Consider the following 26,448-nt stretch of genomic DNA (forward strand, 5'->3'; position numbering starts at 1 on the left):
GGCTAAAGATTTATTTTTCTGTCATACCAATTTGGTTTGCACTTTAGATACATTTACCAGTTGGTTTGCTATGCAGCACCATTTAATAAGTAAAACTTTCGGGAGTAGAAAGCATGTTTAAGAAATCACTAATACCCATAGTCGTTGCGACAGCCTTAGTTGGGTGTGGGGACGACGAGGCTAAGTTGCGAGGTAATAGTAACGGAGCCATCGAAATTGTGGGTAGCGATTTCATCGCTGGCACTACATTATCATTAACCCTATCTGATCCAGATGGAATAGTAGCAGACTCTGTTAGTTATTCATGGACCCGAGATAGCGGTGAAACTGTTGGAACAGATACTTCGTATACTATTACTGAAGAAGATGAAGGTTCTATTTTAACAGCCTCAGCTTTATATACAGATGAAGCTGGTTTTTACCAAGCGCTAGGTGCGGCTACTACTGAAATACTTCCTACTTTAAATGTTTCTGCTTTTGTTGTTAAAGGCCCTGTAAGTGGTGCTAGTTGTGATATTGTCTCAGTAGATGATAGCGGCGTAGCAGACACGAGTGTTCAAGCATCTTCTACCTCTGATGCCACAGGTGCTGTGTCTTTTGTTGATGTGCACTTTACAGGCACAGGTTTAATATCATGTACCGGCGGTACTTATACTGACGAATCTACGGGTGAAACTTTAGACGCACCTACACTAAGAGCTGTAGTTGACGTTGTAGAAAGTGACGCTGATGTTACAGCAGAAGGAGCAATCATAGCGCCAGACTATATTGTTTCTCCATTGACAGAAATGGTAGTTCAAGCTGCTTCTGCAGACTTAACTACCTATGCAGAACAAGCTGATATTATCAACGGACGCTTTGGCATTCGTTTTGATACGACAGAAACTTTCCCTACTACTGTTGGCGTAGATGCACTGGGCGCAGATGACGCTGAAGATGCCGACAGGTATGGCTCGGTATTGGCCCTAATTTCACAATTAGATGCAGATGATGCTGATAGTGACATTGCTACTATTTTATCTGAACTAGTTACTGACTTAGCTGATGACGGTGCTTATTCAGAAGCAACACTAGCCGCATTTGAGATTGCTCAAGAAAACCTAGAAACGTCTTCTGAAGTTGCTGCAGATGTTGACTCAAGTTTGTTAGATGTAATTGGTTCTGCTGTTGGTTATAACAATGACCCTGTAACAGCTATTATTGAAGGTACACTAAGTGGTACGGTTAACAGTACATCAACTACTCCACTAACTGGTTCAGTAACAGTTACCGATCCTAACTTTGAAGAAGATGCTGTTATCGCTCAAACTGATGTAACCTTAGATTACGGTACCTTTAGCATTGATGCTGACGGAAGCTGGTCGTACACGGTTGATGTAGCAAATGAAACTGTTGCTGCACTTGAACTAGGAAATTCAGTTAATGATTTAGTAACTATTTCGTCAATCGACGGCACAACTGCTGAAATAGACATCCGTGTTGCAGCCCTAACTCAGGTTGCTGAGATTAACGATATCGGTGGAGACACAGGTGAAATTCGATTTAGCGTAGATAACTTACGCCAAGGTAAGTTAAGTGCATCTTTTGCTAAAGATGCTGCACCTGGTAGTGATGGTAACAATAAAGATGCTTACATCACTTTATATGGTTCTTCTGGCAGCTCTAGTGAGTCACTAATTGATTTACGTATACAAGGTGAGCAAACTGATGGTGACGGAAACGTCATTGACCCACGTTTCTTCGTTCGAAATACCGATAGTGATTCATACCCTGGTGACATGATTACTGCACCATTTGTGGAAAGTCAGTTTTATGATGTAGAAATTACTTGGGATTTAGATGCAGCCGAACAAATTACAGTAACCATTGATGGTGAAGTGATTGGCGGTGGCTCTTTTTCTACAGCTGCAGTAGTTGATACTGACTTCACTGGTTTAGACCAGTGGTTTGTAGATGGTATACAAACTATTCAATTCAGATTTGGTGATAACGACAGAACGATTCTTTTCGGTTCTTACTATGTAGATAACATTGAAGTGTTTTCTGATACAGAAGGTACCGTGAGCGTATTTGCAGATGACTTTGAAAGTTATGATGAAGGGGAAACTCTTGATGGAACAGGAAGCATTTATAGCTTAGCTGTTTACACTGAAGTCGCTGTATATGATGTGGGAGATGGCACAAGCGAGCCAAGTCCAGCAGTGTTCTCTGAATTAACTGGTGCTATAGCGAGTGATGAAGCGACTTCTACAGGAACAGTGATTGTGGCTGACCCTGATGAGGGTGAGGCCTTTATTGTAGAATCATCTTTAACGGGAACATACGGTACTCTTGCTATTCTAGAAGACGGTTCGTGGACCTACACACTAGATACTAATAACGCAACTATTGCTGCTTTAATTGTTGGTGAGCGTGAAACAGATACTTTCACTATTGAATCTCTTGATGGTACGACTGCAGAATTGACTATCACGATTTCTGGAACTGTAGTGGTAGCAACAGGTGCAAATAATGTTGCAGTAATTATTGATACCACAGACGATACGGGAGAGCTTCGTTACGCATTAGGTGATAATGGTCCGTTAGCTGCAGGTAGGGTTGCAGTAAAAGTGAAACGTCTTGATGATGAACTAGGTGATGGTGATGCATTTATTACACTGTTTAATGAAAACACTAACAATGATGGTGCTATCTTAGACCTTCGAATCAGAGACGACAGTTTTGGTGTGCGTAGTCCTGGTAGTGTTGATACGTCTTCAGCTACTGTAGTGTTAGACACCTTCATGGATGTAGTGATCACGTGGGAATACCCTGGCGGTGATACTACAGAACTTCCATTAGTGACTGTGCAAGTAGACGGAGTGAACTTTACCACTGATGGATTCACACCTGAAAACGACGCCATAGGCGGTGTAACTCATGTTGCCTTTAGATTTGGTGATAATGACGGTGTGAGAGAAGCAACAGGCAAGTTTAGCCTTGATGACTTATTCATATACTCTGATACAGATGGTACGACAGAAGTATTCTCTGATGACTTTGAAAGCTATGCTGATGGTGATTCATTAGATACTGACAATGCAGCATCTCCATATCATAGCAATACATCTGAAGCGACAGTGGAAACATTAGAAGCTACAGGTGGTCCAGGTACAGAGGGTAATAAATTTGCCGCTATTACTGATACTACTGATGACACAGGTGAACTACGTTATGCATTAGGGGATAACGGTCCACTAGCTGCAGGCCGATTTGAAGTTGCTATCAAACGTTTAGATGATGAGCTTGGCGATGGCGATGCTTTCATCACTCTATTTAATTCAGCAACAAATAATGATGGTGCAATAATTGACTTGAGAATAAGAGACGACAGTTTTGGTGTTCGTAGCCCAGGTTCAGTTGATACATCAGCCGCATCTGTTGTCTTAGATCAGTTCATGAATGTTGTAGTTACATGGGAATACCCTGGCGGTGATACTACAGAACTTCCATTAGTGACAGTCACAGTAGATGGAGTTAGCTTTACGACTGATGGATTTACACCAGAGAATGATGCTACAGGTGGTGTAACACATGTTGCTGTTAGATTTGGTGATAACGATGGAGTAAGAGCTGCAACTGGGATTGTCTCGGTAGATAACTTAGTGATTTACTCGGATACTGATGGCACAACTGAAGTTTTCTCTGATGACTTCGAAGCTTATGCTGATGGTGATTCGCTAGATACTGATAACGCTGCATCTCCGTATCACAGTAACACTTCTGAAGCTGTAGTAGGTGTTGAATAAAACACGTAGACAACCTTATGAGTATTTAGACTTTGCTTGAATACTCATAGGTGCAGTTTAAACAACTAGTACAACTTAATGAAAACCCCGTAAGACTGACTCTTACGGGGTTTTTTATTTGTATTATAAAGTTTTCAATTGCAATCAAGATTAAGCAAAGCCTTTTGTGGTAGCTATAAATAGCTCGAGTCTAAGCTATTCTAACTAAGACCTTAACTTTATAGGCAGGGGCATATATTTTTTATATCTGGGATACTAACTAGTTATATGGGGAATAATAATGAAGCATAGTGAGGATGAGTTGCTAAGCCTAAGTTTTCTCTTAAGGAAGACCTAAGCTTAGCTTTAATTTAATGCTATTACTTCTTAGTTGGTCTTTCCCAATTACTTAGGTTTCTTTGTTTCGCACGGGCAATAGCAAGTTCGTTGTCTGCTACTTCTTTAGTTATAACTGAACCCGCTCCAACTGTGGCATTTTTACCTATGTTAGCGGGCGCGACTAAAGAGCTGTTAGAACCTATAAATGCACCGTCACCAATAATAGTTTTAAATTTATTTACGCCGTCGTAATTACAAGTGATTGTGCCTGCACCAATGTTGGCACCTTCACCAACTTGTGTATCACCAAGGTAGGTAAAGTGATTCGCCTTTGAGCCTTTGCCTAGAGTTGTTTTTTTCATTTCAACAAAGTTACCCACTTTGGACTTTTCAGCCATTACAGCACCAGGTCGTAATCTAGCAAAAGGTCCTACGCTACAGTTTTCACCGACTTGTGCTTGCTCGATTATAGAGTTGGCTTCAATGGTTGCGCCATCTGCTATATCGCAGTCAATGAGTACGCAATTAGGGCCAATGTTGACATTAGAGCCAATGGATACCTTGCCTTTAATGACAGCATTGATGTCAATATTTATGTCTTGGCCTAGGGTTAGTTCGCCTCGTAAGTCAAACCTATGGGGGTCGGCTAGACTTACACCTTGAGCCATAATTTTCTGGGCTTGTTCAAACTGAAAAGCGCGCTCTATATTGGCAAGTTGCATACGGTTATTAATGCCTTCTACCTCAATAGCCGAGCTTGGGTGTGAAGCTTTAATGGTTTTACCCTCTGCGGCCGCCATTGCAATTACATCTGTCAGGTAAAATTCACCTTGAGCGTTATTACTATTGAGGTTACTTAACCAGCGCTTGAGATCACGACCCGCCATTATCATCATGCCTGTATTAATTTCAGTTATTTTTCTTTGGGCTTCGCTGGCATCTTTATGTTCAACAATTGCGGTGACTTGGTCTCCTTCACGTATGATCCTACCCATACCTGTTGGGTCGTCTAAATGTACGGTTAACAAAGCTAAATCTGCACTTTGTTTAATGTTAATTAGTTCTTGTAGGGTGCTTTCTTTAATAAGTGGCGCATCTCCCACTAAAATAAGCACATCTTCGTCATCTGAAATATAGGGTGCTGCTTGTTGTACAGCATGTCCAGTACCTAACTGTTCGGACTGTAAACACCAAGATAGCTTGTTATGGCTAAGTTGTGATTTAAGCTGTTCTGCTCCATGTCCATATATTAAATGTATATTAGAGGCACCTAAGCCATTAACCGTATCAATAATGTGCTGCACCATAGGTTTACCACCAATAGGGTGTAACACCTTTGGTAGGCTTGATTTCATTCTTGTGCCTTTGCCTGCAGCTAATACAACTACTGAAAACGTCATATATTGTCCTATAAAATGTGGGTCATTGACCTTAATGATGCCGTTATTCTACTTATAAGCTCAAACAGTACCAGTATTTCAATCGGCTAATTTCAAATATTTAGCACTAAAACTTTAGTAGTACTTTACATAGTAAAAGCAAAGTTAAATAAAAATAATTGTTATCTGTAATGACTAAAAAGTGCTTTTTCAGCTATTATGAGGCATTAAATTTAAGATCGAATCTTGACTAGGAATAAAGCTACTAGTGAATATTTTCCGTACTTTGCACAGAAGTTTTTTATTACTGTTTGCGATCGTTGTTGTCGCTATTGTCACTTTAACTCATATCAGTATTTCTAATATTGTCGCAGAGCAAAGTCGCGCTCAACAGCAGTCCAATTCACCGGCTTTTCAATTGGTTGTAGAACAGTTGATGCAGCCTCTGCACATAGCGCAAACCCTTGCCAAAGCGCAAGAGTTAATAGAGCTAATGAAATATCCAGAAGAAAATGAAGAGCAAATATTTTTAACGTTAGAGAGATTAAACAAAGAGTTTAACCTTAACTTTTTTATCGCAAGTGATATCAGTCGAAAACAATATAATTCAGAAAGACAACAGTTAGATTTGGTAGAGGGAAAAGTTAATTGGTACTTTTCTTATAAAGCGCAACCAGAAAAGGCCATGGCTGATATAGGCCAGTGGCAAAACCCCCAGTTTTATATCGATTTAAAAATTTACGATGCGGATGACAATTTTTTAGGGGTGTTTGGTGTTGGTAAAAGCCTGAAAGCATTCACAGAGGTATTTGGTGAATACAAGAAAACCTACGGCTATGATTTTATTTTTGTAGACCAAAATAAAGATATTACGCTAACGTCCGATCCTGAATTATTAATAAAAGGGGTTACCTTTAAAAACCTTAAGGATCTTGCTTGGTTTAAAGATTTAACGCCCGAGCAACAAGCGTCTTCTTTAAACAATCTGCTATTACCCATTGAAGGGCAAGAGGCGTTAATCGCAGAGCTAAATATTCAGCCGTTTGACTGGACCATGTACATTATTACACCGCTACAATCTCGACAAACAGAAATAAGTAGAGGTTTTATAATTAGTATTGTTACTTTGCTAACTGTTATTTTTGGTTTGTTTATTATGATTTACAACCTCTTGTATTACTTCAAGAAGGACATGCAAAAAAATAAGCAAATAGACATACTTACAGAGTTACCAAATAAAAGTAATTTGACGCAAAAATTTGAAGAAATCATGTATGAAAACAAAAGTGTCAGCTTAGTTTTGATTGATTTAGATAACTTCAAACCTATCAACGAAACCCATGGCAGAAAAGCCGGCGACATAGTATTGAGGCAAATTGCGAGTATGTTGCAAAGTGAGGTTCGGGATAGTGATACCCTAGGCCGCTGGGGGGGCCAAGAGTTTATACTGCTTATGCCAGAAACCGGACCGAATGAGGCCGCTGAGTTGTGCCAAAAGCTGTGTAAAAAGTTGGCAAATATGACTATTACAACGGGTACAACTTCTATTCAAATCACTGCAAGTTTTGGAATATCTTACACTGCTATTACCAGAACAATGTCAGAGGTTATCACTGCAGCTGACGATGCATTATTCCTTGCCAAAAGGGACGGCCGTAATTTGGTGAGAACAAAATTGATTGAGTCATCCTAGCTTTGCTGCCATACGTTTTTTGAAGACGCCAGTGGTAAGTGCAACTCCAATTAACACCATAGCTGCACCAATCCACATATTAAGTGTTAATTGCTCGCTTAAGAAAATCATGCCCCAAATAATGCCAAATACGGGTACAAGATACGTCACGGTAATTGCCTTATAGGCTCCTACATTTGCAATTAACCTGAAGAACAATAGGGCGGCAAAGCCAGTAGAGCACGCCCCTAATACCAAAACACTAAGCCAGCTATCTAAGCTGGGGGATGTATTTGGTAAGTAAAAAAGGCTAATGGGAAATAAAAATACAGTGGCAAACATTAGGCTTCCCGCAGCTACCGTTAAGGGTTTGACTCCTTGCAATGAACGTTTTGTAAAACACGCTGCAAGGCCATAAAAAAACGTTGCAACAAGTGCTGCTAATATGGCTTGAAACGTATTTTCAGTTTGCAGTACTAGTTTGGCCATACTAAGTACAAACACCCCTAAAAAACCTACTACTAACCCTATTAGTGCCATAGGAACTAATCTGTCTTTTAACCAGAAAAAGGCAATGATGGCGGCAAACATTGGAGCTGTGGCGTTTAATACTGAAGCGTAGCCAGCACTTAAATAAATCGTGCTATAACTGAACAAAAAGTAGGGAATAGCATTATTGGTGATACCAACAAACATGATGGGTCGCCAATTTTCTAGCAATTCTTTACCTAATTTTTTATAGAATAATAATGGAAGTAGAACCAAACCGGCTATACCAACCCTTAATGTGACTAACATTACGGGGCCAAACTCTTCGACTGTAGTTCGCATAAATAAAAATGATCCGCCCCATAAAGCTGACAGTAAAACGAGCTCACAGAAATATTTAAAGGGCATAGCTTACCTTTCCTTTTGATAGGGCTTTGGTTTGTTAGATTATTTGTCGACTGCGATACAAGAGTTTACCTGTTTAAGCATAACGAAATTGTACCTGCCTTGTCTTGTGCTTTATTTTAGGGTTTACACTTAGGGTTACTTTCTAAGGTTAATAAAGCTGATTTTATTGAGGTTCCCCAAGCATACCCTGTAAGTTTACCGTTGCTACCAATAACACGATGGCAGGGGACAATTATGGTAATAGGATTGCGGCCATTGGCTGCTCCTACCGCCCTTACGGCTTTAGGGTTATTTATATTTTTAGCTATATCGCCATAGCTACAGGTTTGTCCATAGGGAATTTTTGAAAGTTGTAACCAAACCTGTTGCTGGAACTCTGTCCCTTTAGAGTTAAGGGCGACATTGAATTCAGTTCGTTTTCCAGCAAAGTATTCAGATAATTCCAATGCAGCTTGTTGTGTATGTTGGTTTGCAACAAAGACCTTATCTGTTTGAGAAACAAAGCCTATTGCGGTAATACCCACATTGTCCGCTTCTATTTTTAAGATCCCAACAGCTGTGGTTAGGTATTCAGTTGCCAATTGATTTTTCATGACATACTCCATAATTGCAAGGTTAGGTAACTGCGCCAAGGCGTTGAATTGGCAGACTCAATTTTGTATTTGGTGAGTTGTTTTGTGATGATGAGATCCTTTTCTAGAAAGATATCAGGCTCTGATAAGCCACGCATTTTTGCGTAGGCTACAGTCCAAGGGCCAATGCCTTTTATTGTTAGCCAAGCATCAAGTGAGTGCTTAGGATTAGCCAACATAAATTGCGCGAAGTCCCTTAGGGTTTGTTTACGACTATTAGGAATGGGTAAAAAGTCTAAATCTGAATTGGCAATGGAGATTGGTGTTGGAAAATAAAGCTTATCTTTTTCCCTTGCACCTAAAGTACTAGTCAATAGAGACAAGATAGAAATGGCTGCTTTAACTGAAATTTGTTGCCCAAGAATAGCTCTACAGCCTGCCTCAAATGTATCCCATACACCAGGCAGCCGAATACCGTTTACAACATTTATTTCAGGTATTCCGCTTTTAATGAGTTGTTGCTGAATCTGATAAGAATGGGCATTTACATCAAATATTCTTTCTATGTTACAAAGTACTGCACTTAAATCTTCGAGCTTAGGTAGGTCAATTTCTAATAAAAAACAATGCTCATTGGGTTCATAGGTCGCGGCAAACCATCCTTGGTTACCATTGATGCTAAAGCTGCGAGAATAACCCCTTGGTGTTACCAGCTCGACTACTTCTATGGCTCTTTTGGCCAAAAACTCCCGCATATGTGGCCAGTTAAATGGCGGCCTAAAATGTAGTTTTAGAAAGATATTCTGATTGCTGGCAAGCTTACTTTTTCGGACTTGAGAGGGTGTTAATCCAGTGACTTTTTTGAAGTTATCTTGCAACCGACGAGCGCTTGAAAAACCACTAGCTATGGCTATTTCTTCAATAGGCAACGCACCTTGGTGTAATAGTTTTTTTGCAAATAAAACCTTACTGAACAACTGGTACTGCTTTGGAGATAAGCCAAAGTACTGGGCAAAAAGTTGACGTAAGTAACGGTCTGAAATTCCTAATTTTGTAGTGATCTCATTAATATTTAGTTGGTTGTACTCTCTAATTAAAGTAATCGCCCTTTGTATTGTGGTGTCTGTTCCTTTCCAAGCATAGGACTGGGGAGCACTGTCGGGTCTGCAGCGTAAACAAGGCCTGTAACCTTTATCCATAGCTTGTTGGGCATGTTGAAAATACTCTACGTTTTTTTCATGGGGGAGGTTAGCAGGGCATATCGACCGGCAAAAAATTTTGGTGGTTTTAACCGCGATAAAAAACATTCCATCAAATCTTGGATCTCGGGACATTCTCGCTTGTTGGTAGCTAATAGAGTGCATAGGAACTTTTAGTGTAATTCGTATCTCTATTGTAATGAATTTTTTAAGGGAAATACGACAAAAGCGGAACCCAATGGTTTGGCCTGCCATTTATTAAATGTAACAACTTACTTAGTTATCTAGGTTGATTCTAAGATACAGGTCAGAGGATAATGTCTTTTAACAATAAAAATTATATTTATGTACTACTTTAATACTGAAGTTTGTACATTGCTTAGAGGGTAGCGTGAAGAGGTTTATGTTTTTAGCTTGGTTTGACTATGTTTAGGTTTATCTGTTTATGCTTTGCAGCTTATGGAGCTTGTAGCCCTGTTTGGTCGGCTGATAAATGGCTAACAGATTATGCAGCAGACATTCAGGCCAAAGCCCAAGCTAATAACTTGCCTGGTTATGCATTTGCGTATATTGAAAAAGATGGCCCTGCGTCTGTCGTCTTATACGGAAAAGAAAGTAAAACAGGCCCTGCTATTGAGCTTGATACTGTATTTAGATTGGCGTCTGTGTCGAAAACATTTACCTCAATGTTGATGGCAAAATACGTTGCACAAAATCAATTGAGTTGGCAAATGCCTGTTGATAATCTAGTTCCTGAATACCCTTTTTCTAAAACTGCAGAAGCGCCTTTGTTATTGCAGCATGTGGTGGGCCAGTCAAGTGGTTATACCCCTAATGCCTATGATAATTTAATAGAAGCAAATTATTCAGTAAAACGTGTGCTCAACATGTTGTCAGACTTAGAGCCGTTGTGCTCTCCAGGTAAATGTTACACCTACCAAAATACCTTGTTTGCTGTGATTGAAGAGTATTTTTCACATCAAGGTAGTTCCTATCAACAAGCATTGAACAAAGCCATTATCGAGCCTTTGGGTATGCCCCATGCCAGTGTTGGTAAACAAGCATTGATGGCTTCTGAAAAATGGGCTAAGCCCCATGTGGCGATTTCTAGAAATAGATGGCATACCACTAAAGTAAGAGATGATTATTACCGGTATTCGCCAGCAGCTGGTGTTAATGCAAGTATTGAAGATATGATTGTTTGGATGCGTGCTTTATTAGGCGAAGAGCCAAATGTTATTGCGCCAAGCTTAATTGAGCAAGTTACTGAGCCTAGAGTAAAAAGTAAAAAAGAGCTTTACAGGCGCCAGTGGCGTAAATATTTGTCAGACGCTCATTATGGTCTAGGTTGGCGCATATATGACTTTAATGGTCATCAGTTGAATTATCATGGGGGGTGGGTAAAAGGCTACCGTGCTGAAGTTGCTTTTTCTCCTGAATATGGTGTGGGTTATGTGATGTTGATGAATGCTGAGTCAAACTTAATCAATGAGTTCACCCCAGATTTTTGGTCTAGGTGTTTCGAGCATTTAGAGAAAATGCAATTAACTGCAAAAGCACAACAGAAAAACTAAAAAGGTAAGCATCAAAATCTCAGCTGATACTTACCTTTTAAATTGAGAGTGACGAATATTGCTATTAGTCAGATGTTTTTAAGTAGGTATAACCTTTTAGGCAGTTCTCGTAAAAGTCGGTCCATCTTACCCCTTCTCTGGGTTTAATTTCCCCTTTAGAAACGTGACTATCTATTAGCTTTTTAATACTTTGTGCCATTGAGCTTGGGTTATACTGCATAATTGACAGTACGTCCTCTACTGAAGAGCCTGCTACTATTTCTTCAATATAGAAGTCTTCTGGATCGTCGTCATAACTAAAAATATGCACCTCATTTAAACGTCCAAATAGATTATGCATATCTCCCATTACATCTTGATAAGCTCCCGTTAAAAATAGGCCAACGTAATAGTCTTCATCGGGTTTAATGTTATGCATAGGGATAACATTTGAAATACCTTCTTCGCTAATAAACTGGTCTAACTTACCGTCACTATCACAAGTAATGTCCACTAAAGAACAGTTAATAGTTGGCTTTTCATTCATTCGAGTTAATGGAACAACTGGAAGAACTTGATCAATTGCCCAGGTATCAGCTGCAGATTGGAAAACCGAAAAGTTACACAAATATTGTGAAGACAAATCAAAAGATAGCTCTTTCATTTCCTCTGGAATGAACTCGGCAGTCTTAAGCCTGACTTGTAATTCTTCCATTATTTTCCAATATAAGGTTTCTATTTTGGCTAGCTCTTCTAAGGAAATTACTCGCAGTTTAAAGGCGTTTAGGGCTTGCTCTTTAAATTGCGAAGCATCGTTAAATATTTCCTGAAGATTGTCATGGGTTTCAATTAACTCCGAAAGCTCCCGAATATCGGTGAGTAATACGTGCTCACCGGCTTCTTTATCTGTGGGGATCCCTGTGCTGTGAGCTTTTATCTCTCCAACTACTTGAGTGATCACGCAGCTATGATGAGCTGTTATCGCTCTGCCACTTTCGCTTACTAACGTAGGATGAGGAACTTTTTCTAAATCACAGACCTGTTGCATGCCGTAAACGATATCGGCAACATACTCTTGCATACTGTAATTACGAGATGAGTCATTGGTTGATTGACTGCCATCGTAGTCAATTCCAAGTCCGCCACCTACATCGACATATTCTAATTTATATCCCATTTTATGGAGTTCTGAATATATCATTGCGCCTTCACTAATGGATTCTTTTACGGCGCGTATATCTGTTAATTGGCTGCCGATATGAAAGTGCAATAGCTTAAGACTATCTGCCATACCGTGAGTTTCTAAGTAACGTGCAGCCCCAATGATTTCGCTAATTGTAAGTCCAAACTTGGCTCTATCACCGCCTGAACTTTCCCATTTACCTCGGCCTTTAACTGTCATCTTAGAGCGCACACCAACAAGAGGAGCTATGTCTAATTCTTTGGCAATTTTTACCAGTAACACGAGTTCAGAAAATTTCTCGATAACCACTATGGTTTTACGGCCTAACTTTAGGTTAAGTAAGGCAAGGCGCATAAACTCTTGGTCTTTGTAACCATTTAATACTGTCAATGAGTCTTGATTAGTATTCATGGCCATAGCTGTGAGTAATTCTGCTTTTGAGCCAGCTTCCAAGCCATAGTTAAAAGGCGTGCCTGCATCTACGATTTCTTCGACCACTTCACGCATTTGATTAACTTTAACCGGGTAAACCCCCATGTACTGGCCTTGATAGTTGGCTTCAGCTATGGTGTTTTGAAAAGTGCTGTTAAGCATAGATACTTGAGTACGTAATATGTCATGAAAACGCACTACAACCGGGAATTGAATTCCCTCTTGTTTGATTTCGTCTAATACCGCCTTGAAGTCAATGCGCATATTAGTATTAGAAGGGTCTGGGGTAACGTGTAGATTACCATTTTCACCAATTTCGAAATAGCCTGCTCCCCATCGATTTACACGATACAGGTTTTCTGAATCTTCTATAGTCCATTTTTTTGATTTAGGCATTTTGGATTACCAATTTAAGGGGGTCTGAAAGTCCCGCAGTATAATTAACAACTATTCAACTAGCTAACAATAAATTGCAATTTAGTGGCATATTTTTGTACAAAATAGGGTAATGATTTCTAATTGTTTTATGACGTCTTAAACCAGTAAAAATGAAGCCGAGCCTAAGAACACGAAGAAACCCACTACATCGGTTATTGTGGTTAGTATGACCGAGCCTGCAAGTGCTGGATCTATGCCTATTCTGTCTAGTAGAACAGGGATAAAAATGCCTGATAGAGCTGCTATTAACATGTTAACCACAAGGGCGACGGCTATGATGACTGATAGCCAAGGGTTATCAAACCATATTGAGGTAATTGCAGACACAACCAAGGCCCATAAAATACCGTTTAAAAAAGCCACTCTGACTTCTTTATTACCTAAGGCTTTAAGATTGGAGCTGGCGAGTTGCCCTGTTGCAAGTCCTCTAATCGTAAGGGTTAAAGTTTGACTACCTGTTATGCCTCCCATACTGGCTACTATTGGCATAAGCACAGCTAGCGCAACCACCTGCATGACGACTTCTTCAAATATCCCGATAACAAAAGAGGCTGCAAAGGCTGTAATCAGATTAATACCCAACCAGCTTGCTCTGCGCTTAGCACTAATCAGAACAGGGGCAAACAAATCCTCGTCGCTAACTCGTCCCATGTGCGATAGCTGCTCTTCGTAATATTCTTGGTACACGTCTATGGCATCTTTAATGCTAAATCTACCTAACAGTCTACCGCCCTTGTGTAATACGGGTAGCATTGAGCGCCCACAGCTTTTAACAGACTCAGAGGCATCTAGTAAGGTCATGTCGGCTGCAAGCACATTGTCTGAAAACTCTGCTAATTCCATGACGTTTAAATCATGGGGGCTGTTGAACAAACGGTTAATATCTATTTGGCCAAGATAGTGGTCAGCGTCATCTACCACTAAAATACTATCGGTAAAAGGCGGCAGGTCTTCTAGTTGCAGCTCTTGTAATGCATCACCTACTAAGGCTGACTTATTAACACTGTACACTTCATGGTTTACGTAGCGCCCCAGTTGGTCGTCAGTATAATTTAATGCATCTTCTAAAAGTCCTGAGTCTTCAGGATTGAGCTTCTTAATCAATCCTTTTACTAAACGTTTAGGTAATACATCAATAATTTCGACTAAATGTTCTGTGCTACTGGCGAGTGCTACATCTTCAATATTTTGATTAGACAATAAAGAAATTAACTGTTCTCTAGAATCATCTCGCATGGCGGCTAAAATAGATGACTTTTTGTCGTCTGTTAGGGTTTGCCATAACGATAAACGTAAATCTTGGGGTAAGCCTTCGAACACAAATGCCCAATCTTCAGGGGAAAAGCCTTGTGATATTAGAGGAAGTGCAACTGTGCCTTCATTTAATAGGTCGAGCATCCATAAAAATGCACTTTCTCTTTGTTCTTGACTAACCATATTAACCCTCCAGTAAACGAGGGCTTAATAGTAATAGATATAAATGAAAATTTATCTATACATTACTCATTTATTTTATACAGTGGCTTTAGTCTAAGTAGAGTTGAATGGATAGGATAAATTATATGCAAGATAGAGAAACAAACCCAGCGCCAGCGATTGATACTCCAGAACATATTTTTGAATTGCGGTATTTAACAATACAGGATTATCAAGACGTTAAAGAGTTGATGGATGTGGTGTATGCACAGGTAGGTGGAGCCTGGCCTCTTAAGAATTATCAGGCTCAGTTAAATACCTTTCCAGAGGGGCAAATCTGCATTGAAGACAAAGGCAAAGTGATTGCCGCTGCCATGTCTGTAATTGTTGATTACGACAAATTTGGCGATAAGCATACCTACGACGAGATAACAGGAGATGCATATTTAGGGACCCATGATCCAAATGGAGATGTGCTTTATGGTGTTGATGTGTTTGTCTCACCAGAATATCGAGGTTTGCGATTAGGCCGCAGGCTGTATGAAGCTAGACGAGAGTTATGCAAAAACCTCAATCTTAAGTCGATTATGGCTGGTGGGCGCATTCCTAATTACGTCAACCATGCTAAAGATATGACTCCCTATGAATATGTAGAGGCAGTTAAGTCTAAAGATTTATATGATCCCATTTTAACTTTTCAAATATCCAACGGCTTTGAAGTTAAGCAAATTCTTAAGGCTTATTTGCCAGAAGACAAAGCTTCGAAGGGGTATGCGACTCTCTTGCAATGGCACAACATTTACTACAACGCAGAATCTCCAAAGCTATTTGGTGGTCATAGAAACACTGCAAGAATTGGGTGTGTGCAATGGCAAATGCGATATTTCCATGATGTAGCTGAGCTATTACAACAAGCGGAATATTTTATTGATGCTTTATCTGATTACAAATGTGATGTGGCGCTTTTTCCAGAGTTCTTTAATGCCCCTTTAATGGGGATCAAATCAGCAGAAACCTCGATAGATGCGATTTGGAACTTAGCAACTTACAGTGAAGAAATTCTTACCGAAATGTCTAGGTTAGCTGTGTCATATAATATCAATGTGATTGTTGGCTCTATGCCTGTTGTTGAAGAGGGTGAGTTATATAACATTAGTTACTTGTGTCATAGAGATGGTCAAATTGATAGTCAATACAAGTTGCATCCAACACCCCATGAGAAGAAAGATTGGATCATGCAAGGAGGTAATAAACTCCAAGCATTTGATACTGATTTTGGAAAAATTGGAATTTTAATTTGTTACGATGTTGAGTTTCCTGAGCTAGGAAGATTACTCGCCGAGCAAGAGATCCAAGTCTTATTTATTCCCTTTTGGACAGACACTAAAAATGGTTATCTTAGAGTGCGAAGATGCGCCCAAGCGAGAGCTATTGAGAACGAGTGTTATGTGGCAATTGCCGGCAGTGTAGGTAACCTACCTAAGGTGGATAACGTTGATATTCAGTATGGTCAAACCGCTGTATTTTCACCATCAGACTTTGCTTTTCCTCACGATGCTATCGTGTCTGAAACCACCCCAAATACAGAAATGACTTTGATTGTAGATTTAGACTTTGACAAATTAACGCAGCTTCAAAACGAAGGGTCAGTGAGGAATTACTTAGATAGAAGACGAGATTTATACCGAGTAGAATGGATAGGTGAGAAGTAAGTAAGTATTTGCTTTTTGTTTTTTGGCTTTTATTTAAACTAAATAAAAAAGATCTTTGTATGATTGAATATGACGTAGTAGGAAAACTATTACGTCATTTTTTTTGAAGTAAAAATAGTGATGTTATGAGCTATGGTATTCGAAAACATCTTCCAAGGGTTGGCCGAAAATTTCTGCAATCTGAAATGCCATTTCAAGTGTTGGTGAGTGCTTGCTTTTTTCAATTGCCATTACTGTGTGTCGTGTCACTCCAAGCAATTCTGCCAACTCTTTTTGCGTCATTTCGTCTGCAAAAAAACGTAGTTCTCTGATTTTATTTTTAATCATTTACTTCACTTAAATTGTTTATTAATTGCTAACATTATCAAGAAAAAACCACTGACTATTACACCAATAAAATCACTCATTAACTATAAATTTTACTCTCTGCATTACAGGTGTTTACTTGGTAATTAATTCAGTTTTCACTCTTAACTTTTAGTTTATATCTGCAGGATTGATAAAAACAACTAGTAGCAAATTAACAGCGCCACTGTTTGTTTCCAGCAGGCAGTTAACTTATTCGAGTAGCTATCTTGTTAAAAACTCCTATCAACGAACACCGTTAGATGTCATTTATATCTTTATTGGGTAAATCACTCATATTGTTTACACAGACATGAGTTTAACCCTGCTATAACCACCTTCAGAGACAGTACCCTTTAGTACCATGAGATTTTAGGGGCTTTAGCTGCTTCCGAATCCCTGATAGGTGTAAATTGAGCCTATAAGCTTGTGAATAGCACTGTATTACAGTGCTGTTAAATCAATGACAGCTTATATTCGCGTCACTCTGAGGCTAAATTATAAAGCAGATGATGGAAGGTTAATATATCTTATGGTTTAAATTTTATTACTTTATGTAAATGATAGTTAACTTAAAGTTGTGTTTTATTGGCGTTATTCGCCAATGTCTTCGTTCCAAAGGTGTGGGTTAGTTTCTATAAAGGTTTTCATCAAATTTATACATTCTTGGTTTTGTAAAACGTTAACTGAAACACCTTTAGACTTTAATAATGCTTCCTCTCCCATGAATGTTGTGTTTTCACCAATGACTACATTAGGTATTCCATATAACAAAATAGCGCCAGAGCACATTGAGCAAGGAGACAAGGTTGTATATATAGTGGAATCTTTGTAGGTGGCAGCGGTTTGGCGTCCAGCATTTTCAAAGGCATCCATTTCTCCATGTAAGATAGGGCTACCGTTTTGGACTCTCCGGTTATGCCCACGTCCGATTATTTTGTTGTTGTGAACAATCACCGAACCAATTGGAATGCCGCCTTCTTCAAGACCTTTTTGTGCTTCTGCAATAGCTGCAGCCATAAACTTATCCATGAATTTTCCTTAGGTTATAAATAGACTACTGTCTTATTTCTACCAGTTTCTTTGGCCTTGTAAAGGGCTTTGTCGGCGCGAATGAAGGCGTTTTCAAATAATTCGTTTCGCATTATGTTGGTGGCACCAATACTCATTGTAATTTTGTTTACTGTTACCTCTTCGAATGAGGTGGACTCTATTCTTTTGCGGAGCTTTTCTGCAAAAGGTAGGATGTTTTCATTGCTTACACAATGAAACAGTATAATGAACTCTTCGCCTCCCCAGCGGGCAGCTATGTCATAGGAGCGAATAAAGGTTTTAAGGGTATTTGCCACTTCTCTAAGTACTAAATCCCCAGTTGCATGGCCATGCTTGTCATTGATTGTTTTGAAGTAGTCTAAATCCAGCACTAGCAATGAATAGCTTTCTAGGGTTTTCGATGCGTACAGGTCTTCGATAATCCTGTTTAGGCCTTCTCGGTTTAATATATCTGTCAGTCGGTCGTGTTCTGCTTTTTTCTGATATATTTCGTTTTTAGCTCTCAGTTCTTTTAATTGTTCACCACTTAATTTTACTTCTGTTAATAGCTTAGTTTGGCGAATAATGCTTTCTAAAAATAACAGTGTGGTCCAGAAAATAATGATCGATAGGTATAAGGTATTTTTAGAAAAGTAATGCCCAGAAGCTGTTATTGAGTTAAGTGAAAATTGATGGGGCCCCAAGGGGCTAGGGTAGGGAATATCTACCCCTATGCCAATTACTTTACTCACATCCACAGTAACGCCATCAGGAGGAATGCGGTTGTTATTTATCCACCAATCAGCGACGGTCAAGCTGTTGAAGGGAATGCTTGTTACTACATTAAAGTCATCAATAACTTTGGACATGCTATTGAATTTGGCTTTGCCTATTATATTTTTATTATCCGTAGTTGGATAATAGTTACGCAGGTAAACACGTAGGTACGTGGCATCACCAATATAATCTAAGTCGATTTTTATCTCGTCATAAATGGATAGGTCAATTTGTTCGTATGGTGCTTTTTCTGACCAGATAACAGAAATACCACAATAAGGATAACTTGTGCCTTCGGCGAGGTTACATTCCCAGCTGTAATTATCTTTGTCTATCCAAGTTAGTTCTGAGCCCCCGCCAATTTCGCTATCAACAGATTCGTATATATAACTGGTTAATTTGGGGTGTATATCTAAAGTACGTTTGGGAAGAGCTTCGTACCCGATTAATAGTGCTATCGTTATTACAAAAGCTAATGCTTTAATTCCTTTTAATAACGTTATTTTTGTAAAAGCTATCATCAAATCATGGGCTCTCTAAGATCAGCATTTAAGTAAAATTACTACTTTAGTCTAATTCTTCTTTACTTGGGTGGATACAAGAATAATAAATTTATTTTAGGTTTTTGCCGTTATGGTGAGTGATATTTACAAAAATCAGAGGGATGAAATCGAGTTGTGGGGAGCTATAGAATGATAAATCGATTACGACCTTCTTCTTTAGCCTGATATAAGGCTTTGTCTGCACGTAAAAAAGCGTTTTCGAATAAATCTGATTTGCATATTTGGGTGGCGCCTATGCTTATTGTTGTACTTGCACATTTTCCGTTTAAAAATCTTTCTTGTTCGATGTTAATTCGAGTCTTTTCAATAAATGAGATTATGTCGACTTTATTTTGGTTGTGAAATAGGATGACAAACTCCTCGCCTCCCCAGCGAGCTAAAATATCGTATGAGCGCATGTGTTGTTTTAAAGTTTGTACGCATTCTTGTAAAACACGATCACCATTAGTATGCCCATGTTCATCGTTTACCGCTTTGAAGTGATCGAGATCCAACACGACTAGTGCGTATTGGTGCAGTAGCTTGATTGATTTGAGATTATTGACTACTTGATTCAAACCGTCGCGGTTATAGACTCCTGTTAGCATGTCTGTCTCTGCCCTCTCTTTATAAATAGCTGTTTGTTGTTTCATTTCGCTAAATTTTTGGGAGTCTACTTGTAAACGTTTATTGAGTTGCACATTTTTGCTAACGACCTCTAATGAAATGAGGGCAGCCCAGATTAATATTATTGCTAGGTACATTGACTCTTTATCAATTATGACCCCTTCTGCGGTTATTGATTGCAATGAAAATTCATGAAACCCCAGTGGTGCCAAGTATGGTAGGTCAATCCCTACCGAAAGAGCCTCACTAACATCAGGTTTAGTATTTTCTGGTGCGATTTGAAAGTTATCAACCCACCAATCAGCCACACGTAGCTCTCTAAAGTGAATGTCAATTGTGTTGTTATCGTTAGGGACTGCAGTGGTAGTACTGTTAAATTTGGCAAACTCTAGGTTGTTCTTGGCACTCATTTGAGGATGGGAGTTTTGGATGAATATTCTGACGTAGTCTGATTTGCCTCGGTATTGCAGACCAATCTTTAAGCCATCGTAAATTGATAAGTCTAAAGCTTGATGAGGAGGAGGAGACCAAGATATAGATACCCCACAATAACGATAAACACTGCTTTCTTTTAGTTCACAGACCCAATGTAGTTTGTCTGTGTTAATCCAGGTTATCTCTGATAAGCCGTTTTTTGCTGAATCGACAAAATCATTTACGTAAAGGTTGGGCTGGGGGTAAAGCTGAAGTGTGCGTTTGGGAATGGAGTCATAAAATAATAGAGCACCAAGCGTCGCAATAGATGCGCACAACTTTACTATAAAAAAGACTCTGGAGAATATTGTCATTACGGCCTTATGATCGAAAATCTTATACCTAGCTTTCAAAACGTAACTTACAACTGGGTATAATAGTGACCATCGGTCGTTTTATCTACAAATTTTAGAACTATTGCTTACAAACCTATTGACCTTAGATGTTACATTAAGGTTTATCATGATACCTCTAAGCAATATAGGGTTAAATAAAATGAAGATAAGTAAACTATCTAAGTTATCAAATTTAAGTACCCATACTTTACGATATTATGAAAAAGAAGGCTTGTTAACTCCATCAGGTCGCAGTGAAAGTAACTACCGAGTCTACTCTGAAGATGATCTAATTACTGCCAAGTTTATTAAAAGAAGTAAAGAGTGTGGGTTCAGTTTGTCAGAGATTGCCTCATTACTGGCTATAAAAAATGACAAAAGCCAACATGTTTGTGCTGAAGCAAAATCTATTACTAATTTAAAAATTGAAACAATTAACGAGCAAATAGAACAGCTAAAGAAAATGCAGGGCACCTTGATGCAGTTAGCGCAATATTGTTGCGGCGGGCAAGAGAGCGCGGTATTTTGCTCTATTATTTCAACCTTAGAGAGCGAGGTGTAATGTGGATTTAATCGTTAACTTTATTCACCTTTTTGTGGAGTCAGCTCCTTTTTTGCTATTGGGAATGCTAATTGCCGGGGTAATTAACCAGCTGGTTCCTAAAACGTGGGTTGAAAAAACACTTGGTAAAAACAGCTCTGTCGTTAATGCTGCCGTTATTGGTGCACCACTTCCTTTATGTTCTTGTTCCGTCATTCCGGTAGCAATGGGGATCAGGCGAAGCGGAGCAACTAAGGCAAGTACGGCTAGTTTTTTGGTAGCGACGCCAGAGACAGGTATAGACTCCATTGGTGTTACTTACGCATTGATGGGGCCGGTTATGGCAATTGCTAGACCGATAGCCGCAATATCATCTGCAATTTTTACCGGTAGTTTAATTGCCTTGTTTAGTGACAACAAAACTGCCGTTAGCACCACAGAAGCACAGAGCGCAGCTGCGCCTTCTTGCTGTAGTCATGCTAAACCTAAAACTCTGACCTTTAATGAAAAACTAACTGCGGCATTTACCTTTGGGTATGGGCAGTTACTTAGGGATTTTATGGGGTGGTTTTTAATTGGGTTATTTTTTGCAGCATTGATTACCACTTATTTACCACAAGACTTTATAGCCCAGCATGCCCAAGGTGTGGGCACTATGCTTTTAGTGGTTTTAGTATCAATTCCTATGTATATATGTGCCACTGCTTCTACACCCATTGCGGTAGGTTTGTTGATGTCTGGGATAACCCCAGGTGCAGCTCTGGTCTTTATGTTAACTGGACCTGCTACCAATATTGCTACCCTTATGGTGATTAAAAATGAACTAGGTACAAAGGAGCTCTTCCTCTATCTATTAGGCATTATCAGCGCTGCGCTAGTATCTGGTGTTGTATTTGACAAAATACTAACAATGTTTGATTGGCAATTGGCTTTAAGTCATGGTGAGCACTCAGAGATGATGGGCTGGGTCTATCAAGGGTGCGGTGTTATTTTAATGACGTTAATACTGTTTCAATATTTTAAAAAGCTTGGTGTTAAGTATTGGATAGTAAAGCTAGCTAATACCAATCAAGATTAATAAGTAGTGACTCAGCGAGAGAGCAATTATCAAGATGGATGGGTATAACACCCAAACAATGCTGCGTTTTTCTATTGACGTTTTAGGACGGTTATAGCTAACTAGTGCCAGTGTGCTATTAAATTTAATTCATAGAATATTATTTCTATGAGTGTAACCTTGTTACCAAATTCCCACTTGGGCACAAGGAAAACAAGTATTGTCTGCATTAATATCTATTTCAGGGTTAAACAAGGCTTATGGTAAAAAGCAGGTTCTCAAAAATATTAATTTAACTGTAGAGCCTGGGCAAATTATTGGACTTGTTGGCCCTAATGGCGCAGGTAAAACCACGTGTTTGCAGGCTTTATTAGGACTAACGGGTTATCAAGGGAATATTCGAGTTCTGGGGCATAATCCGGCTAAAGACAGAGCTAAAATGCTTGAGAGCGTTGCTTATATTTCTGATGTTGCTGTTTTACCCAAATGGATAAAAGTCTCGCAATTAATGTCTTACATGCAGGGAGTGCACCCTAAGTTTGATGCCGAAAAAGCACATACCCTTTTAGCTAAAACCAATATTCCCCTTAATGCCAAGGTAAAAACCTTATCGAAAGGTATGGTGACGCAATTACATTTAGCTTTAATACTGGCAGTGGATGCCAAAGTATTAGTGTTAGATGAACCCACTTTAGGGTTAGATATTTTAACTCGGCGTCAGTTTTACAGCCATTTACTTGAGAATTTTCATAACGATCACAGGTGTATTGTTATCACCACCCATCAGATTGAAGAGATTGAACACATTCTTACCCATGTAGCATTTATTCGAGACGGCGAAATAGTTATCGATGAAAGTGTTGAGGGGGTGCGATGTCGTTTTAAATTACTAACGGTGGCAAACGAAAATATTGCCGCTGCCAGTGCTTTACAACCTGTTTTTTCGAATCAACTAATGGGCTTAACCAGTATGTTATTTGATGATGGGGATCTTAATGAGTTGCAGTCCTTAGGGGAGGTTAGCTCGCCAAGTTTAGCTGACGTTTTCGTGGGGATCATGAGCAAGGAGAAAGGCCAATGAACCCAGCTCAAGTTGTTATGGGGTTTAGAAAAGAGTTATGGGAATTTAAAAGAACCCTGTTCTGGGTGCCCGTTGTTATAGCCTTATTTATGATTGCTGGGCCTTTACTGAAGCTGCTATTATTAGAGAGTCAGCAAACTCAAATGTTACTTCAAGGCCTGTCCAATAATGATAATCTCTCGGGGATTCAAGGGTTTGCTAGGCTTTTTCTGAGCGCCATTATGGGGGTGTTTGCACCTTTTATTTTAATAGGTTTGATTCTACAACTATATTACTTCACTACCTGTTTATTCGATGAAAGGCGAGATCAGTCTATTTATTTTTGGCGCTCTTTACCTGTCTCTGACGCGCAAAGTATCTTAATAAAGCTATTAACGGGAGCGCTAGTTGTGCCTGCGGTATTTATGCTTGCGGCCACTGCCGTTGTTTTGGTTTATTTATTTTTGGCTTTCATCGGTAGTGGCATTTTAGACATTAGATATGATATTTCGCTCTGGGGATTGTGGGGGAGTGCTGACATAGTAAGTTCTTTGGCATCAATATGGTTGAACTTGTTGTTTTATGCTTTGTGGATGTTTCCTTTATTTTCTTGGTTAATGCTGGCATCAATGTTTGCCAATAAGGCACCTTTTTTATGGGCTGTCTTGCCGGTTGCCATGTTACTGGTACTTGAAACTTACATTATGGATTATGCAAACATTGAGTCGCGTTTTCTAAGGGAAGCCTTATGGGATTATTTTGCCCTAGCGAAACAGTTAATCCCCGATAGTATGCAAGATATAAACTCATCTAAAGAGGTTTTGCTCGCCGCTTTATGGAGTAAAATATCCATTGTGGGTACCTTGCTAGGTGTAGGTTTTATTAGCCTAGTTTACTGGCTAAGGATAAGTAGAAGCCATTCGTAACTAACAATAACGAGTGTTCAATTTTTGTTAGGTTTTGGTTTTTATAATGTTAATTTGGTGTGGTTTTAGTGAATTTTTTGCATTTTTTGTAACTTTTTCTGGTATTTAGCTTGTAAGTCTATATTATGCGCTGCCCGTTTTTGTGCCCGTGTGTTGGGTACTTTAACAACAAGTTTATTTAAGTAGCCATGCAGTATTTTATTATGTTTGGCTGAGCGTATTGGAGATACCATGAAATTAAATCGCACTTTTATTGCAGCTGGCTTAAGCGTTTTTTCACTTAATGCATTTTCTGCCGCATTTCAATTAGCTGAGCATAGTGCCTCAGGTTTAGGTCGTGCTTTCGCTGGTGATGCTGCGATCGCAGAAAACGCCTCTGTAGTGGCTCGTAACCCTGCATTGATGTCGCAATTTACTGAAGACCAATTATCAATCGTTGGTACCTTTGTTCTTCCTGATGTAAGCCTTGAGGGTGAAAGCGCCCCAGTTTATTCATCAGCCGAAGCCATTGATGATGATAGTATCGCTCCTAATGCCTTTATCCCTGCTGCGTATTACGTTATGCCAATAGACGACAAGGTTGCAGTAGGGTTTGGTTTGTTCTCTAACTTTGGCTTAGCCACTGACTTCCCAGAAGATTACGACGCAGGTCAAATTGCCGGTAAAACTGAAATTGTTACCGTAAACCTTAACGCTAGTGCATCTTACAAAGTCACTGATGCGCTAACTGTTGCTGCAGGCTTAAACTTTATTTATGCAGAAGCACAAGTTACGCGTCATGCTGGTGTTGGATTGCCTGCCTATTTACAAGCTAACTTTGGCTCTACTTTAGGTGTAACCAGTGATACAGAAGCTGTTTACCTAGAAGGTGACGATACTGGTTTTGGCTGGAACATAGGTGTAGCTTATGATTTGGATGAAAACTCTCGTTTTGGTTTCCATTACCGTAGCTCAACTGATATTGCTTTTGACGGTGAATATAGCAACGAGTTGCCCGCAGCCCTTGGTGGATTAGAAGGTGTAGTGCTACCAGGCTCATTAGACTTAGAGTTGCCAGCTATGGCAGAGTTCTCAGGTAGCCACCAATTAAATGAAAAATACGGCCTTCACTACAGTATTAATTGGACTGAGTGGAGTAGCTTTAAACAGTTAGAAGCTTATGTTGAAGGAAGTGACACTCCTGTTTTTTCAAAAACAGAGAACTTCTCTAATAGTTTCCGCTATTCAATTGGTGGTGATTATCAGTTAAACGAGCAAACTAAACTGCGTGCAGGTATTGCATACGATAAAACTCCAACCGACCCTAACCATTTATCTATTTCTATTCCTGATACCGATAGAGTTTGGTTAAGTGCTGGTGCTACTTACGCTTTTAGTGACAATTCTACTATTGATGTTGGCGTTACTATTATTAAAGGTAAAGAGCGCACATTTGTGGAGTCTGACGATCTTGGTGGAGATTGGGAATACACTAGCCAAGGTGATGCCGCTTTAGCTGGAGCACAATACAATTACGTTTTCTAAGTAAGTATATGTTCTTTCAAAGCCAGCACCTAGTGCTGGCTTTTTTATTTGAAGGCGGTTAATCCTTACCTGAAAAAAGTTTTATTGTTTTGCAATAAATTGATGATTTGTGTAGAAGTTATGGACTTCCTGATAATCAAATTCAATATCAAAGCTTTTTAACCAATTTATAGCCGTATCGAAATCATCAAAAAAATCACTCTCAATACCAGCTTTGTTGTAGGCTACTTTGAGTTGCGTTTTTATGGTGAAAGTTATATCTGAGTCTTGGATCATAATAGCAATAGCTTTTAAACCTATGGTTTGTCGATAACAGATAATATCTGAGAATAGTTTAAAGGCAGTGGGAGGCATTAAGCTTTCACCATATAAAAAGCCAATTTGCCCCCAAGGTTTACTTTGTTTTATTGCTTGAATATCTCGCTCTGTGCTTTGAGTTCCATAATAAAGTGCTTCATCGTTCCATGGCCCTCTACCTGAAAACAGCATTAATTGTTTAGAGCGATTGCTTACATATTGCCCATGTTCACCCAAGTGTTAATCCTACTAAAATATCAAATCTTTAAGGGTAGTTAATATACCCTTTTTGTGCTGGTGTTGGAAAAAACAAATGCTTATTTGATATGGAAAATTTACTTCTCAATGGCTT

Annotated in this window: 20 protein-coding genes; 9 read left to right on the top strand and 11 right to left on the bottom strand. The window is 39.3% G+C overall.

Translation table 11 applies throughout. The features are described from left to right. Positions 1-113: 113 nt before the first annotated feature. Positions 114-3,788: a VCBS domain-containing protein gene (locus ACMUMK_RS01875; protein ID WP_414699429.1), complete on the top strand. Its 3,675-nt coding sequence runs from the start codon at positions 114-116 to the stop codon at positions 3,786-3,788. Between the two features lie 359 nt (positions 3,789-4,147). Here ACMUMK_RS01875 and glmU read toward each other — a convergent pair whose 3' ends face one another. Beyond that, complete coding sequence (gene glmU / locus ACMUMK_RS01880; protein WP_414699430.1) at positions 4,148-5,506, bottom strand: bifunctional UDP-N-acetylglucosamine diphosphorylase/glucosamine-1-phosphate N-acetyltransferase GlmU; 1,359 nt, start codon at positions 5,504-5,506, stop codon at positions 4,148-4,150. Between the two features lie 247 nt (positions 5,507-5,753). On the opposite strand from glmU, the gene ACMUMK_RS01885 reads away from it, so the two are divergent. Then, positions 5,754-7,178 (top strand): diguanylate cyclase, encoded by a 1,425-nt coding sequence (locus tag ACMUMK_RS01885; protein WP_414699431.1) that lies wholly within the window; start codon positions 5,754-5,756, stop codon positions 7,176-7,178. On the opposite strand, the gene ACMUMK_RS01890 is transcribed toward ACMUMK_RS01885, so the two are convergent. The 3 genes from ACMUMK_RS01890 to ACMUMK_RS01900 form a co-directional block, all read right to left on the bottom strand. Next, on the bottom strand, positions 7,170-8,054 hold the full coding sequence (locus ACMUMK_RS01890; RefSeq protein ID WP_414699432.1) for a DMT family transporter: 885 nt from the start codon (positions 8,052-8,054) through the stop codon (positions 7,170-7,172). The genes ACMUMK_RS01885 and ACMUMK_RS01890 overlap by 9 nt on opposite strands. A gap of 116 nt (positions 8,055-8,170) precedes the next feature. Continuing rightward, positions 8,171-8,647, bottom strand: coding sequence for a methylated-DNA--[protein]-cysteine S-methyltransferase (locus tag ACMUMK_RS01895; protein WP_414699433.1), 477 nt, complete (start codon positions 8,645-8,647; stop codon positions 8,171-8,173). Continuing rightward, on the bottom strand, positions 8,644-9,990 hold the full coding sequence (locus tag ACMUMK_RS01900; protein WP_414699434.1) for an Ada metal-binding domain-containing protein: 1,347 nt from the start codon (positions 9,988-9,990) through the stop codon (positions 8,644-8,646). Before ACMUMK_RS01900 ends, ACMUMK_RS01895 begins: the two co-directional genes overlap by 4 nt. A 260-nt stretch (positions 9,991-10,250) precedes the next feature. Here ACMUMK_RS01900 and ACMUMK_RS01905 point away from each other — a divergent pair, with 260 nt between their 5' ends. Beyond that, positions 10,251-11,399, top strand: coding sequence for a serine hydrolase domain-containing protein (locus ACMUMK_RS01905; protein WP_414699435.1), 1,149 nt, complete (start codon positions 10,251-10,253; stop codon positions 11,397-11,399). Between the two features lie 64 nt (positions 11,400-11,463). On the opposite strand, the gene speA is transcribed toward ACMUMK_RS01905, so the two are convergent. Together speA and ACMUMK_RS01915 are read right to left on the bottom strand one after the other, a co-directional pair. Further along, on the bottom strand, positions 11,464-13,389 hold the full coding sequence (gene speA, locus ACMUMK_RS01910; protein WP_414699436.1) for a biosynthetic arginine decarboxylase: 1,926 nt from the start codon (positions 13,387-13,389) through the stop codon (positions 11,464-11,466). 138 nt (positions 13,390-13,527) lie between these two features. Continuing rightward, positions 13,528-14,868: a magnesium transporter gene (locus ACMUMK_RS01915; RefSeq protein WP_414699437.1), complete on the bottom strand. Its 1,341-nt coding sequence runs from the start codon at positions 14,866-14,868 to the stop codon at positions 13,528-13,530. A gap of 125 nt (positions 14,869-14,993) precedes the next feature. Here ACMUMK_RS01915 and ACMUMK_RS01920 point away from each other — a divergent pair, with 125 nt between their 5' ends. Beyond that, the gene (locus tag ACMUMK_RS01920; RefSeq protein WP_414699438.1) at positions 14,994-16,559 is read left to right on the top strand and encodes a GNAT family N-acetyltransferase; all 1,566 of its coding nucleotides are present in this window, start codon (positions 14,994-14,996) and stop codon (positions 16,557-16,559) included. Positions 16,560-16,682: 123 nt separating this feature from the next. On the opposite strand, the gene ACMUMK_RS01925 is transcribed toward ACMUMK_RS01920, so the two are convergent. The 4 genes from ACMUMK_RS01925 to ACMUMK_RS01940 form a co-directional block, all read right to left on the bottom strand. Continuing rightward, positions 16,683-16,886, bottom strand: coding sequence for a helix-turn-helix transcriptional regulator (locus tag ACMUMK_RS01925; RefSeq protein WP_414699439.1), 204 nt, complete (start codon positions 16,884-16,886; stop codon positions 16,683-16,685). A gap of 612 nt (positions 16,887-17,498) precedes the next feature. Further along, positions 17,499-17,936 carry a nucleoside deaminase gene (locus tag ACMUMK_RS01930; protein ID WP_414699440.1) on the bottom strand — a complete coding sequence of 146 codons (438 nt, stop codon included), beginning with the start codon at positions 17,934-17,936 and terminating at the stop codon, positions 17,499-17,501. 14 nt (positions 17,937-17,950) lie between these two features. Beyond that, the gene (locus ACMUMK_RS01935; RefSeq protein ID WP_414699441.1) at positions 17,951-19,234 is read right to left on the bottom strand and encodes a GGDEF domain-containing protein; all 1,284 of its coding nucleotides are present in this window, start codon (positions 19,232-19,234) and stop codon (positions 17,951-17,953) included. A 164-nt stretch (positions 19,235-19,398) separates the two neighbouring features. Then, positions 19,399-20,670 (bottom strand): GGDEF domain-containing protein, encoded by a 1,272-nt coding sequence (locus ACMUMK_RS01940; protein ID WP_414699442.1) that lies wholly within the window; start codon positions 20,668-20,670, stop codon positions 19,399-19,401. Positions 20,671-20,851: 181 nt separating this feature from the next. On the opposite strand from ACMUMK_RS01940, the gene zntR reads away from it, so the two are divergent. The 5 genes from zntR (at position 20,852) to ACMUMK_RS01965 (ending at position 25,799) form a co-directional block, all read left to right on the top strand. Then, positions 20,852-21,253: a Zn(2+)-responsive transcriptional regulator gene (zntR, locus tag ACMUMK_RS01945; protein WP_414699443.1), complete on the top strand. Its 402-nt coding sequence runs from the start codon at positions 20,852-20,854 to the stop codon at positions 21,251-21,253. A 1-nt stretch (position 21,254) separates the two neighbouring features. Continuing rightward, positions 21,255-22,310: an SO_0444 family Cu/Zn efflux transporter gene (locus ACMUMK_RS01950; protein ID WP_414699444.1), complete on the top strand. Its 1,056-nt coding sequence runs from the start codon at positions 21,255-21,257 to the stop codon at positions 22,308-22,310. A 199-nt stretch (positions 22,311-22,509) separates the two neighbouring features. Continuing rightward, the gene (locus ACMUMK_RS01955; RefSeq protein ID WP_414699445.1) at positions 22,510-23,370 is read left to right on the top strand and encodes an ABC transporter ATP-binding protein; all 861 of its coding nucleotides are present in this window, start codon (positions 22,510-22,512) and stop codon (positions 23,368-23,370) included. Continuing rightward, complete coding sequence (locus ACMUMK_RS01960) at positions 23,367-24,275, top strand: hypothetical protein (protein WP_414699446.1); 909 nt, start codon at positions 23,367-23,369, stop codon at positions 24,273-24,275. Before ACMUMK_RS01955 ends, ACMUMK_RS01960 begins: the two co-directional genes overlap by 4 nt. 231 nt (positions 24,276-24,506) lie before the next feature. Beyond that, positions 24,507-25,799, top strand: coding sequence for an outer membrane protein transport protein (locus ACMUMK_RS01965; RefSeq protein WP_414699447.1), 1,293 nt, complete (start codon positions 24,507-24,509; stop codon positions 25,797-25,799). Between the two features lie 81 nt (positions 25,800-25,880). On the opposite strand, the gene ACMUMK_RS01970 is transcribed toward ACMUMK_RS01965, so the two are convergent. Further along, positions 25,881-26,333, bottom strand: coding sequence for a hypothetical protein (locus ACMUMK_RS01970; RefSeq protein WP_414699448.1), 453 nt, complete (start codon positions 26,331-26,333; stop codon positions 25,881-25,883). Between the last annotated feature and the right edge of the window lie 115 nt (positions 26,334-26,448).

It is taken from the genome of Paraglaciecola sp. 2405UD69-4 (genome assembly GCF_047525415.1).
Lineage (GTDB): Bacteria > Pseudomonadota > Gammaproteobacteria > Enterobacterales > Alteromonadaceae > Paraglaciecola.